Source organism: Lactiplantibacillus sp. 3062 (assembly GCF_055413545.1).
In genome coordinates this window covers 439,008-452,336 of sequence record NZ_JBVAYE010000002.1, presented here as the reverse complement: position 1 = coordinate 452,336, position 13,329 = coordinate 439,008, and the positions used below count along the sequence as shown (strand labels likewise).

At 44.7% G+C, this 13,329-nt stretch carries 14 protein-coding genes and 1 other annotated feature; of the genes, 10 read left to right on the top strand and 4 right to left on the bottom strand.

All coding sequences use genetic code 11. From position 1 onward, the window contains the following. The first annotated feature begins 270 nt into the window (after positions 1 to 270). Positions 271 to 849 (top strand): SdpI family protein, encoded by a 579-nt coding sequence (locus ACWQAU_RS05170; protein WP_015380257.1) that lies wholly within the window; start codon positions 271 to 273, stop codon positions 847 to 849. A gap of 146 nt (positions 850 to 995) precedes the next feature. Here the strand turns inward: ACWQAU_RS05170 and yidC are convergent, their stop codons facing one another. Continuing rightward, a complete protein-coding gene (yidC, locus tag ACWQAU_RS05165) occupies positions 996 to 1,919 on the bottom strand; it encodes a membrane protein insertase YidC (protein WP_003640306.1) in 924 nt (307 codons plus the stop codon). A gap of 63 nt (positions 1,920 to 1,982) precedes the next feature. Then, a complete protein-coding gene (locus ACWQAU_RS05160; protein ID WP_003640307.1) occupies positions 1,983 to 2,255 on the bottom strand; it encodes an acylphosphatase in 273 nt (90 codons plus the stop codon). 231 nt (positions 2,256 to 2,486) lie between these two features. On the opposite strand from ACWQAU_RS05160, the gene ACWQAU_RS05155 reads away from it, so the two are divergent. From ACWQAU_RS05155 to greA, 8 genes are all read left to right on the top strand, one after another. Beyond that, positions 2,487 to 3,254: a TrmH family RNA methyltransferase gene (locus ACWQAU_RS05155; protein ID WP_003640308.1), complete on the top strand. Its 768-nt coding sequence runs from the start codon at positions 2,487 to 2,489 to the stop codon at positions 3,252 to 3,254. Between the two features lie 100 nt (positions 3,255 to 3,354). Continuing rightward, the gene (locus ACWQAU_RS05150) at positions 3,355 to 3,864 is read left to right on the top strand and encodes an HD domain-containing protein (protein ID WP_027822049.1); all 510 of its coding nucleotides are present in this window, start codon (positions 3,355 to 3,357) and stop codon (positions 3,862 to 3,864) included. Positions 3,865 to 3,886: 22 nt separating this feature from the next. Beyond that, on the top strand, positions 3,887 to 4,246 hold the full coding sequence (locus ACWQAU_RS05145; protein ID WP_003638562.1) for a winged helix-turn-helix transcriptional regulator: 360 nt from the start codon (positions 3,887 to 3,889) through the stop codon (positions 4,244 to 4,246). Between the two features lie 46 nt (positions 4,247 to 4,292). Continuing rightward, positions 4,293 to 4,520 (top strand) — a binding site (T-box leader). 53 nt (positions 4,521 to 4,573) lie between these two features. Then, positions 4,574 to 5,620, top strand: coding sequence for a phenylalanine--tRNA ligase subunit alpha (locus ACWQAU_RS05140; RefSeq protein ID WP_003644299.1), 1,047 nt, complete (start codon positions 4,574 to 4,576; stop codon positions 5,618 to 5,620). Between the two features lie 8 nt (positions 5,621 to 5,628). Then, entirely contained in the window at positions 5,629 to 8,046 is a 2,418-nt protein-coding gene (pheT, locus tag ACWQAU_RS05135) for a phenylalanine--tRNA ligase subunit beta (RefSeq protein WP_079111786.1), read from the top strand. 146 nt (positions 8,047 to 8,192) lie between these two features. Beyond that, a complete protein-coding gene (gene mltG, locus ACWQAU_RS05130) occupies positions 8,193 to 9,398 on the top strand; it encodes an endolytic transglycosylase MltG (protein ID WP_003640312.1) in 1,206 nt (401 codons plus the stop codon). 18 nt (positions 9,399 to 9,416) lie between these two features. Then, on the top strand, positions 9,417 to 10,046 hold the full coding sequence (udk, locus tag ACWQAU_RS05125) for a uridine kinase (protein WP_003640313.1): 630 nt from the start codon (positions 9,417 to 9,419) through the stop codon (positions 10,044 to 10,046). Positions 10,047 to 10,156: 110 nt separating this feature from the next. After that, on the top strand, positions 10,157 to 10,639 hold the full coding sequence (gene greA / locus ACWQAU_RS05120; RefSeq protein ID WP_003640314.1) for a transcription elongation factor GreA: 483 nt from the start codon (positions 10,157 to 10,159) through the stop codon (positions 10,637 to 10,639). A 909-nt stretch (positions 10,640 to 11,548) separates the two neighbouring features. Here the strand turns inward: greA and ACWQAU_RS05115 are convergent. Both ACWQAU_RS05115 and ACWQAU_RS05110 read right to left on the bottom strand, forming a co-directional pair. After that, positions 11,549 to 12,271 (bottom strand): LiaF transmembrane domain-containing protein, encoded by a 723-nt coding sequence (locus ACWQAU_RS05115; RefSeq protein ID WP_027821400.1) that lies wholly within the window; start codon positions 12,269 to 12,271, stop codon positions 11,549 to 11,551. Beyond that, entirely contained in the window at positions 12,272 to 12,727 is a 456-nt protein-coding gene (locus ACWQAU_RS05110; protein WP_015380261.1) for a LytTR family DNA-binding domain-containing protein, read from the bottom strand. A 184-nt stretch (positions 12,728 to 12,911) separates the two neighbouring features. Between ACWQAU_RS05110 and ACWQAU_RS05105 the strand changes: the two genes are divergently transcribed. Further along, the gene (locus ACWQAU_RS05105; protein ID WP_027821401.1) at positions 12,912 to 13,214 is read left to right on the top strand and encodes a HesB/YadR/YfhF family protein; all 303 of its coding nucleotides are present in this window, start codon (positions 12,912 to 12,914) and stop codon (positions 13,212 to 13,214) included. The last annotated feature ends 115 nt before the right edge of the window (positions 13,215 to 13,329 follow it).

Sequence of the window (13,329 nt, the reverse complement as noted above, 5' to 3'; positions counted from 1 at the left end):
TAATTTTGACGAAATACGTTTGATTTAGTTTGGAATGTTGGCGGACAAACTTGAAAGTGGGCAAGTTCTACCCCTTATGATTCAATTCAGCTATAATTGCGCTTAACTAGTTGAGCAATTATTGATTGCAACATACGGGTGAGTAATTTGCTGGTCATCCTTGCTTTCAGCGATTGCGTGTTTTAGTCACGCATAACGTAGGACTCGGTATTGGAATAATTATGGCGCTGCAACCTTATCTGGCTAGCAGTTTAGAATGGGGGCTTACTCATGATTCCAGAAAAATGGCAACAGACGCTTGGGGTTAAATTGCTTATCATGGTAAATTTAATCAATTTGGTCATCTTAGTAGTGATTAAACTGGCCAGTGGTGGGCCCATGTGGCAAATTCGTAATGCACCGTTGGCCGTGGTTGGTGGGTTATTTTTAATTGGGATTAGTTTAATTTTGATCTGTAAACAGAATTCCAACTGGCGCAAGGGAACGTATCTCGGTGCTGATATTAACTTGACCGTTTTATTTTATTTGTTACTTATTGATTTCAACCGGATTTCCACGATTGGCTTTGCGCTGATCGCGATAATCATCTCGATTGTCGCATTACCGATGGCATATACTTCTCGTAATCGCTTGGTTGGAATCCGGATTCCGTGGACCTATTTGTCAGAAGAAAACTGGCATCGGACTAACGTGCTAGCAGGCAGATTATTTGGAATCTCAGGACCGCTGTTAGTAGCGATGGGAAAGATGTCAACGGACTCATTTCTCAATGTCTTTGTTACGATTATCGTGTTGGTCGTGATTTTGACCGTGGGTTATTCCTACCAGCTAAGTAAGAAATTGATCTGATCGGCCTGGCAGCGTTAATTGGCATCTCGTGGTAATGTTTGCGAAATCAGTTAAGGGGACGGCTGCGTGCCGGTTAGGTGCAACGTAAAAAGCACCGCCATGAGAATTTTCATGACGGTGCTTTAGTGTTGATTAAGCTTCAGTGGTTATTTACGGTGTCGTTGTTGTTTACCGGCATTCCGACCACGCCCCGCATTATTTTGCGGACGAGGATGACTAGGCTTGGATTCAGTTGCATTAATCGGCTTTGGTTGCGTCGGTGTTGGTGTTTTGATGGGGTGCTTTTTGAGTTCTGCTTCAACTTCACGCCGAATACGTGGCCGGAAGAAGTTGATGATCAGTGTTTGCAAGCAGGCAAACAAACCACCAACGAAGAAGTAAAGTCCTAAACCTGCGGGAGCGGACATGGAAACAAATAAAATCATGACCGGACTCATAATGAGCATGAGACGCATCGTCTTCTTCTGTTCTTCAGGTAAACCAATCATGGATAGGTAACCCTGTGCCAAGTAGGATAAAAAGGCTAAAATGGCTAGAATCAGACTGGATTTCCCAAGGGAGATCCCCATAAAGGTCGCCTTAGATAATTCAGGCGAATAGCGAATAGCGTAGTACAAGGCGGAGAAAATTGGCAGTTGAATCAGTAGTGGTAAACAGCCAATACCACCAGTCATGCTAATACCGTTGTCACGGTAAAGTTGCATGAGCTCATTACTGATTGCGGCTTTTTCTTCCTGAGTCGTCGCTGCTTTTTGCCGTGCCTGGATTTTTTCCATCTGTGGCCGAACCGCGGACATTTTTTCTTGTTGGTAGGTTGATTTACGTTGTTGATTAATCATCATTGGCAGTAAAACGAGTCGCACAATGACCGTCAAGCCGATGATTGCCCAACCGTAGTTGTTACCGAATAGTTGTGACAACCATTCCATCACGTTTTGCCCTGGCTTTGCAAGGTACTCGTAAACAAACCCGTATGGTTTACCAGCTTTGGTCGTTTGCACACAACCGCTTAGAAACAGTGCTAACGTTCCTAAGGTGATGGTGAGCGTAAGGCCTTTTTTTGATTTCACTAGTTAATAATCCCCTTTGTTAAAGTCATATAATGATGATGATACTAAAGATGTCGGGGGAATTCAATTGGTTATCCGAAAATCGTGATAGTTTTGTGGTTCAACTTCATGCACTTCGAGGTGCTTGACCTTGCCAAAATCGGTTGGCGACTGCCGAACAACGTCGATAAAGACTTGCACTCGTTGATCTTCACCCTCGGCTTCAATAAAGACTGAGCCGTCCATCAGGTTACGAACGATTCCGTTCACGCCGCATTTGTCAGCGGCAACTTTAGTGGCCCAACGGAAGCCCACCCCCTGGACCCGGCCGATTGCTTTTAATGTTACTGCACGCATTGTGTCACTTCCTTACTTAACTTGTTCAGCTAGTCTAACCTGTGACTAGCATCTTGATTGTATTGTGTTAGCATAATTAGTACAATCTGTATTACTTATATAATAGCATGGAAATGTTCAACGGGCGATATGCTATACTTGGGATAAAACGGACACTTTCGAATGATACAGGGTGCCCCGAATTGACAAGACCGGCTGATGTTTCAACCGATTAATTAAAGGAAGTTGACGATGGAAAAAATTAATTCATTACAAAATGCGCACGTCAAGGCGTGGAAAAAGCTCCAAACAAAGAAGGGACGCAAACAACAGGGACAATACTTGCTAGATGGTTGGCATTTAGTCAACGAAGCAGTTAAAGCACACGTCGCGATTCAGACCTTGCTCATTACTGCCAAGCAACTGGCGACCGAACCGGACTTGACTCATTTTCCAGCGGTCATTGAAATCTCTGATGAAGTCGCCAAACATATCAGTGCGACGGTGACGCCGCAGGGGGTGTTTGCGCTGGCGACCCTGCCTGCTGCAATTGAAGATCTATCACAATTAGATTTAACGCGGCCTTGGTTACTGCTCGATAATGTTCAAGATCCCGGAAATATTGGAACCATGGTACGGACTGCGGATGCTGCGGGTTTTGCCGGCGTCGCTTTCGGTACCGGGACGGTGGACATCCATCAACCCAAAGTTGAACGAGCTATGCAGGGGAGTCAGTTTCATTTACAACTGATTAGTACTGATCTCGACAAGTTGGTTGACCAATTGCAGGCGCAGGGTTCACCAGTCTACGGTTCAGAGTTAAATCCACAGGCAGCCCGGTATTTAGATATTGACGCGCCGGCTAGTTTTGGCTTGATCATGGGAAACGAAGGTAATGGAATGAGTCGGGAATTATTGGCACGGACAGACCAAAACTTATACATTCCCATCAAGGGGCAAGCAGAATCGTTAAATGTAGCCGTGGCTGCTGGCGTTTTAATGTTCGGTTTATATCGCTAACTTACAATTAGTAAGAAAATGCTAAAATCCAGGTAAAATACTTTCAAAATGACTGGCTTTTTAGTAGAATAGCCGTAGATATTAGCAAAGGGAGCTTTAGATGAAAACTAATAATGCGTGGCAACAAGATTCTGAATACGTGGTGATCGTCGAAGATTTATTAGCACAGCCGGCCGTTCAGCGGCTTGCTGAGTTTACACAGCACCACCATTCAAATCGATTGGATCATTCGATTGCAGTTTCATATGATAGTTATGTTTTAGCGAAGAAATGGCATCTAAATACGACGGCAGTGGCGCGTGGTGGATTATTGCATGATTTGTTTTATTATGACTGGCGTGAAACCAAGTTTGATCTCGGCTCGCACGCATTTATTCATCCGCGGGTAGCGTTACGTAACGCTGAAAAGTTAACGAAATTAACGCCGATGGAAAAAGATATCATTTTGAAGCATATGTTTGGTGCAACTTTAGCTGTGCCTAAATATCGTGAAAGTTTGCTCGTCTCTTTAGTTGATGATTATGAAGCAGAACATGAATTTTTTGGACCATTACGTATGAAAGTGGCCAAACAACTAGATCGGTTCCGAGGCAAGGTCTCCGCCGGTTAATTCAATAATTGGGGGTCATTGCATGTCAGAAATGCTAGCTGACACGGTAACAGAATCCAACGTGGATTTCGAACTGTGTCCAAAATTTGAAAAGACGTTCTCAATTCTAGGGAAAAAGTGGAACGGTTTAATTATCGATGTTTTACTGGAAGACGGTCCCCAACGCTTTAAGAATCTGGCACGCCGGATTCCTAAGTGCAGTGATCGGGTGCTGGTCGTTCGTCTCAAGGAATTGGAAGAAAACGGCATTGTGAGTCGGGTAACCCATTGTGACTCTGCCCTGATTGAGTATCGCTTGACTACGAAGGGGCAAGATTTACGACAGGTCATGGATACGGTCCATAACTGGTCTGATAAGTGGTTCAGCCCGGCCGAATCCTAATACGGGGTTGACGTGCAGGGCACTTTGCCATAAACTGACAATGTAGATAAAAGCCTTGACGAGAAATAGTAGTTAGTTACGGCGTCGTAGGGACGGGTGTCACCGATTGAAAGCACCCTGGCGACCAAGATTGACGAATTCACTCTCTGAGCTGAAATTGGGCGTTTGTGTAAACAAATAATTTTCCGGTATCCCGACCGTTATGACGGGTAGTGAGTGTGCATAGTGACTACTATGCAAACAAGGGTGGTACCGCGATGACCTCGTCCCTTTTCAGGGATGGGGTCTTTTTTTGTCCGCAACGCAACTAAAAATTGGAGGCAGCATATGAGTTTACAAGATCGATTAACCGAATTACGCGATCAAGGCTTGGCCGATATTAAATCCGCCGATGTTTTGAAAAAGGTTAACCAAGTCAAAGTTGATTTGCTTGGTAAAAAGGGTCCGATTACAGAAGTATTGCGCGGAATGCGCGACTTAAGCCCGGAAGAACGGCCAAAGGTGGGCGCTTATGCCAACGAAGTTCGTGACCGGATTCAGGCTGCGATTGATGAACGCCGTGAAGAACTGGAACAAGCAGCCGTTAATGAGCAATTGGCTGCCGAAAAACTGGACGTGACGTTACCGGGTCGGGAAGTTCCACAAGGTCAGCCTCACGTGATTACCCAGATTATTACTGAATTGGAAGATCTATTTATGGGAATGGGCTATCAAATTGTTGATGGTGATGAAGTTGAAGAAGATTACTACAACTTTGAACGGTTGAACTTACCGAAGGACCATCCCGCCCGTGACATGCAAGACACGTTCTATATTACCAAAGACGTGCTACTACGCACGCAGACGTCTGCTGATCAGCCGCGGTCACTTGAAAATCACGATTTTTCTAAAGGACCGCTGAAGGTCTTGTCACCTGGCCGCGTTTATCGGCGTGATACGGATGATGCAACCCATTCCCATCAATTTCATCAAATTGAAGGGTTAGTCGTGGACAAGCATATTACGATGGCTGATTTGAAGGGCACCTTAATTCTGGTTGCCAAGACTTTGTTTGGCGATCAATTCGATGTTCGGCTACGGCCAAGCTTCTTTCCATTCACGGAACCATCCGTAGAAGCTGATGTAACTTGCTTTAATTGCAATGGCAAGGGCTGTGCAATCTGTAAGCAAACGGGTTGGATCGAAGTACTGGGTGCCGGCATGGTTCACCCCCACGTGTTAGAAATGTCTGGCATTGATCCAGAAGAATATGGTGGTTTTGCCTTTGGGTTAGGACCAGACCGCTTTGCAATGTTGAAATACGGTGTTGACGATATCCGCAACTTCTACTTGAATGACGTGCGGTTCTTGTCACAGTTCTATAAGAAAGGTTAGGCGTCCACATGAGAATTTCTACGACATGGTTACGCGATTATTTGAAGCTGGACATTCCGGCCGATGAATTAGCAGAAAAGATTGAACGGACGGCCGTTGAAGTTGACGGTGTTATTCGTCCCAGTGAAGGATTGAAAAAAGTTGTAGTGGGGCACGTCTTAACGTGTGAGCCACATCCAGATTCTGATCATCTCCACGTTTGTCAAGTGGACGTAGGCGAATCAGAACCCTTGCAAATCGTTTGTGGGGCACCTAACGTTGCGGCTGGCGAAAAGGTGATCGTGGCGTTACCGAATTCATGGATTGGTGGTCACACTAAGATCAAGAAGAGTAAGATGCGGGGAGTTCCATCAAATGGGATGCTGTGCGCCTTAGACGAACTTGGTTTTGATGAAAAGTTAGTTCCAAAAGAAGTTGCGGATGGTATTTTCATTCTGCCTGACGATGCCACGCCAGGTGATCCGGTCTTTTCATACCTAGGGATGGATGATGAAATTATTGACATGTCCGTTACCCCTAACCGTGGTGACATGCTTAGTATGAATGGTACGGCGCATGAACTTGCTGCCATTTACGACCAACAACCAACGATGCCGAAAGTTGATTTGTATGAAGATGCTACGACGGTGGCTGCGGATGATCTACATGTGGCTGTCGCTGCCGACGAACATGATGTCCCAATGTACAAAATGCGTCTAATTAAAAACGTTACGATTAAGCCAAGTCCGTTATGGCTCCAAATTCGAATTTGGAATGCTGGTATGCGGCCAATCAATAACGTCGTTGACGCAACAAACTACATTTTGATGCAATATGGACAACCGCTACATGCTTTTGACTTTGATCAATTGAATGACGGTCAAATTAACGTCCGGTTGGCGAAAGCTGGCGAGCATTTAACGACGTTAGATGGTGAAGATCGCGAATTACTAACGAGTGATCTGTTGATTTGTAGTGGCGATCAACCAATTTGTTTGGCTGGGACGATGGGTGGCCTAGCGACCGAAGTCACTGATCAGACTACGACCATTGCGTTGGAAGGTGCGGTTTTTGATGCAGTTAAGATTCGTAAAACTGCCCATAATCATGACTTACACAGCGAAGCTTCAATGCGCTACGAACGGGGCATTGACCACGGCATGACCGCAACGGCCTTAGACGCTGCCGCAGCCATGATTGCAGAACTTGGTGATGGTCAAGTTGCTAGTGGTATGGTCATCGGTCGTGACGAGGATGTGCAACCAACGACAGTAACCATTGACTTAGCACGGATCAACCAAGTCTTAGGAACTGAGTTGTCATTGGACACGGTCAGTGATATTTTTAAACGATTGGACTTTCCAACGGTCGTTGCTAATGAAACGTTCACGGTTACGGTGCCATCACGGCGTTGGGATATCCATATTCCGGCTGACCTTATCGAAGAAATCGCCCGGCTATACGGTTATGATAACTTACCAGCGACCCTACCAACGGGCCAACCAACAATCGGTAAGCTTAATGAGACCCAACAGGTGATTCGTGACTCACGTAAGTTAATGGAAAGTGCTGGCCTCACGCAAGCCATCAGTTACTCATTGACCACGGAGACTAAGGCGAAGGCCTTTGCGCTTCATGCTAGTGACGTCACTAAATTAGACTTTCCAATGAGTTCAGAACGGACCACGCTACGCTTGAGTCTAGTTTCTGGTTTGCTGGATGATTTAGCTTATAACAATGCTCGTAAGGAACACAATGTGGCATTGTATGAAGAAGGACGGGTCTTTTACAGTCAACCTGAACAAGTCCGGCCGAAGGAAATTGAACACATTGCCGGAGCTATTACGGGTTCCATGGTTCCCAAGAGCTGGGGCGTTGACGAACAACCCGTTGATTTCTTCCAGATTAAGGGTATCGTGGCTGGTTATCTGAAGAGTCTGGCGTTGCAAGATGCCGTTAGTTACGTTGCCACGGCCGAACATCCAGAGATGCATCCTGGTCGGACAGCTGATATTTACGTTGGTGACCAGTTAGTCGGTTTCGTCGGTGAAGTTCATCCAACGACTGCCAAAGCCTACAAGATTCGGGAAACTTATGTCTTTGAACTGGATTTAACGGCGTTGATTGCCTTACCAAAAGCGCGTCAACAGTATCAACCGATTTCCAAGTTCCCAAGTATCACCCGGGACGTGGCGATGTTGATTGATGACGATGTGACCAACGCAACCGTGGTTGCCTTGATCAACAAGAAGGGCGGCGCGCATTTACGGCACGTTCAACTCTTTGATGTTTATAATGGGAGTCACGTGCCAGCGGGTAAAAAGTCGCTAGCTTATACGTTAACGTATCAAGACCAAAACGCAACGTTAGTCGATGATGATGTTACGACAGCATTTGAAAAAGTACTGACAGCCTTAACGGATGAATTAGGTGCTGAAATTCGTTAGTTTGTTGATAGTCTTGTTAAACGCCGAATGATTTGAAGTCATTCGGCGTTTAATGTGTGTCCAAGATCCTAAAAAACCATAAAACTAATGGCGAACTAGTGCAAACTGGGCAACAGTTTTGTATAATTGATAAGATTAATCAATAAATGGAGGGGCGAGTCTTGAATAACAACCAGGATAACCAAGATCAGAAGGATCAAAACGATTCACAAGATCGTGGGGTAAATGAACCTAATCGTTCAGAACAAAAACAGCGGAAATCATTTTCGAAACACGTTATTGGTGGCGTTGTTGGTATTTTAGTCGTACTTTTAATTATTGTGGGGGTATTGGGTTATCGATATTTTGATAATGCGACGCAACCATATGACAGTAGCGACAATCGCGTCGTTCAAGTTGATATCCCGTACGGTGCTAATGGTAAGAAAATTGCCGATATTTTACAGCGCGAAAAGGTGATCAAGAGTGGTTTTGTCTTTGAATACTGGACGAAAGCACACAACTTATCAAACTTTCACGCGGGCTACTATCAGTTGAAGCCTTCGATGTCACTTGCTCAAATCGCGAAGGCCTTGAATAAAGGTGGTTCATCGGAACCGGTTCAGAGTTCTAGTGGTAAAGTCCTAATCGTTGAAGGTAGTCAGATTAAGACGATTGCGAAGACGGTTCAAAAACAAACTGATTTCACGTCGGCAGAATTTCTAGCCTTAATGAAGGATCAAACATTCATCAAATCATTGGCCAAGAAGTATCCACAATTGTTGAATTCAGCGATGAGTGCTAAGCAAGTTCGCTATCGTTTAGAAGGCTATTTGTTCCCGGCAACTTATGTTGTTGGTAAGAAAACAACTTTGAAACAATTAGTAACGCAGATGGTTTCGAAGACTAATGATGAGCTTGAACCATACTACGCGCAAATTAAGAAGTCGAAGATGTCCGTGCAAGAAGTAATGACCTTAGCGTCCTTAGTTGAACGTGAAGGCAGTACGACGAAAGATCGGCGGTTGATTGCTGGCGTCTTCTTGAATCGGTTAGATGCTAAGTGGCGCTTGGATTCTGATATTTCAGTGTTCTATGCGATCAATTCTAACAAGTCAACGTTAACGAATAAAGATTTGCAGACTGATTCACCGTATAACTTACGGTTGAACTTAGGCTACGGCCCCGGACCGTTCAACAGTCCTAGTTTAACATCGATCAAGGCAGTCTTAGATCCTGCACAACGGAGCAAGGGTTACATGTATTTCGTAGCAGATTTGAAGACTGGTGATGTCTATTATGCAAAGGATGCTGCGGGTCACGCGGCAAACATCAAGAAGGTTTCGAAGCACAACGAAGCCGCTGAAAAATAAGAATGAGGCGTAACTTAAATGACTGAAAATAAACATCGCCGACCAGTAGTCATCGGGGTAACTGGTGGTTCCGGTAGTGGTAAAACTACGGTCAGCAATGCAATTTACAACCAATTATCTGGTCAATCATTGTTGATCTTACAACAGGATTCCTATTACAATGATCAAAGTGAAATGACAATGGCTGAGCGCCATGCCGTTAATTACGACCACCCACTGGCTTTCGATACAGATTTGATGATTAAGCAAATCAAGCAGTTGCTGGCCTATCAACCAATTGAAAAGCCGGTCTATGATTACGAGCAGTATACGCGTAGCGACAAGACCATTCATCAAGAACCGCGTGATGTGATCATTGTCGAAGGGGTATTGATCCTAGATGATCAGCGTTTACGCGACCTGATGGATATTAAGGTGTTCGTCGATACCGACGATGATATTCGAATCATTCGGCGCATTCAGCGTGATATCAAAGAGCGGGGCCGGACACTAGACTCTGTGATTGGTCAATATTTGGCGACGGTCAAACCAATGTATCATCAGTTTGTGGAACCAACGAAACGTTATGCCGATCTAATTGTGCCAGAAGGTGGCGAAAATGAAGTTGCCATTGATTTATTGACAACTAAAGTTCGTTCAATTTTATAAAAAATAACGTCTTAACCAGCGCTATTTTAGATTTAAGAGTTTACTTTTAAAATCTGAAATGGTAGGCTGGTTTTTGATAACTATATTGCGTATTTGAGGAGTGAAACACATTGGCTGAAGATAAGACATATCCAATGACAGAAGAAGGCAAGGTCAAGCTGGAAAAAGAGCTTGAAGACCTTCGAATTAATCAACGTCCAGAAATTATTAATCGTATTAAGATCGCACGTAGCTACGGTGATTTATCAGAAAACTCTGAGTATGAATCAGCAAAGAATGAACAAAGCTTGCTAGAAAACCGGATTAAGACGGTTGAACACATGCTTCAATATGCTGAAATCATCGATAGTGACAAGATTGACGAAACGGAAGTCTCCGTTGGTAAAATCGTGACGTTCAAAGAATTACCTGATGAAGAACCAGAAAGCTACACCATTGTTGGTGCTGCCGAAGCTGATCCAATGGTTGGCAAGATTTCTAATGATTCCCCGATCGCCAAGGGCTTGATTGGGCATCACGTTGATGAAGAAGTTGCCATCAACATTCCAGCCGGTACCATGACGGTTAAAATTTTGAAGGTTGAAAACGCGTAATTTTATGCTTAAGACTGTTTTGAGGTAGAGGATACCTTGAAACAGTCTTTTTTGGTGGTTTAGAAGCGCGATTACTGATTACCAGCCACTATTTAACGAACTGTTACTGAACAAGCACGTTTGCGTGTGAGTTCGGGATTCAAGCAAAACACCGCTTATCTGCACAAAGCAGGTAAACGGGTGAGTAAATTGGACGTGTTACATTTTTTTAGCATTTACTATGATTAAAACATGCCAGTTGTGTAGGTTCGAAAACAGCCAGCTTAGACCCGCTGGAAACAGCTCGAACTCGCGTAGACTTTTGTTGTGGGTTCGTCCTACGCCGACCTCCAGGCATTTCTGCCAATTGCCGGAACGTGGTGGGCACAGATTTGAGCCGAAACACCACGTCTCAAATACTGGCCTTTCACTAACCAAGCAAAGGACGCTTGCTAAGTGAAATTTCACCACTGGGCATTGTCAGAAACGCCTTCCAGTCGGGATAGTATTCGAATGGCAGACGGTGAGGTACCCAACTTTTGATAAATTGGCCATTGCTTTTCAAAAACGGTAATTTTGTCAATCAACTGTCAGACTGAGAGTGATATTGTACTTAAGGTTCCAGTATTAAAATAGTCGACGACCAATTGCACCAAGTTAAGTGGCCGTTTATCAGCCATTCGAGCGGGTTTCCGAAATGTGCTCGGTACCACTGAAGCCTGTGCGTGCTACGCCAACGGACTAATGCCAAAACCGCATTAATCCGATGGCTAGGCAATGCTCGGCTTCAACCCGTGACCCCTCACAGGCTTGAGACCGGAGGTCGGAATAGGACGCGCAAGTGCTGATGAACAGTAATCCAACCAACTGGCATGTTTTAATCATGATTTATGACAGATTGATCAGGATATGGCCGACAGCAAAGTAGGGTTAGATATAGATAATTCGTAATTCACCAAGCGAGACGCTGCCGGTTAGTATGACACCCGGGCCAGCAGTGGTCGGTGTACCTGTCGATGAGATGTGGCCCATTGAGTTGCTGAGATTTTCCTGTAGCTGCCAAGTTTGAGGGAGGTATAACTCAAGGCTACCTAATGAAACGTCGACATTGATGGTTGCTCGGCCTTCTTTGATGTCAGCGTCATCGAAGTAGATTTTGGCACCAGCCATTGATACGTTCAGATCCGCAGAACGAAAATTTTCGCTGTGAACGTAGCGGATACTGTTGCCTAGTGAGAGATCTAAATTAACATGGTCATCGTTGATTGTGCTCGTTGATTCATGGACGTCATCGTGGTTATGATGATTGTAATGAGCATGATCATGGTTGTGATAGCGATAATGATATTGATAACGGGGGTGAATCAAAAGACCCAAACCAATGCTGAGTAATACGGCAGCCCCTAAAATTGTCCATGGTACGAGCTTAGTGATTCCAAGTGGTTGCGCATAGATCATGGCTAAGAATGCGATAGCGAAGACGACGCCCGGCATATTCAAGTAACGAAGGCTACTAATTAAAGCCGCAACTAGAATCAATGTTAACAAGAGACTCCAGATGCTGACGTGGAGCGTGAAGAGACTGAGTTGACTAACGATAAGAACGACGGCGCTGGCAATTAAGAAGACGGGCCAAAACCAATTTTTATGCATTTATAACAGTCCTTTCTGTTCAAGACTTATTTTGAGTTGGCGATAGTAGCGTCTTGAAGCGTACAGTTGTTTAGGTGAGTGGTGAAACGCAATCAAGTTCCCGGTCAATGTCTTGGTCAAGGAATAGACTTGTTTGGTATTGACAATGGCAGATTTGGAGACGCGAAGAAAGTAAGCAGGTAAGCCTGTGCCCACAGCGGTCAGCGACTTGGGAACACGATAAACATTATCCAGCGTATGGGCGGCGACCTGGTGACCAGTTGCTTCGATGAATAGGATCGAAGTAAGCGGTAACTGTACGAGTTGACCACGTTGTGAAACGGTTAACGTAGCGGCCTCAATTGAAAGATTTTTGAGAGCAGCAGTGAGGGCGGCCGTTTCGGGGTAGTCGACTGGAACATGCAGTGTGACGGTTGGAATTGAGGTGCCGGGATCCGTTTCAATGTTCACTTGCATGGGTTTCACCTCCTTAAGTAGTTTAAGTACACCACAAAACAATGACGCTGTAAATAAAGACTCCCTTAGCGGTCATTTCAGGAACGCAACTGGTCATTGGCTTGCTCATCGACTGTCAATGTTGCGTTTTATGGGCAAAAAGGGCACAATTACTGTAAACGATTTCAATGATGAGGTGTTAGTAATGAAAATAACAATTACAGATTTGGCCAGTAAGTGGTTTCGTGATGACATGGGTGTAACCACTGGTAATGGGGTGCGCTTTTACGGCAAAACTTATGGCAAGACAGCAGTTCACAGTGGCTTCTCAATCGGGATCATGCGTGATGACGAACCCCATCAACCGATTGCCATGGTTGAAAAGGATGGTGTCAATTACTATGTCAACGACCGTGATGAATGGTTCTTTAAGGGCTATGATCTCACAGTTGATTATGATGAACAAAGTGACGGCCCGAAGTATGACTACACGCCCAATAACGAGTAGTTCTGGTGAGTGCTTGCCAATAGCGATTAATATTTGGACAAAAAATCAGCGTTGCCTGAATTAACAATTCAGGTAACGCTGATTTTTGCTGACCACATCTTTGACTGTGAACTGG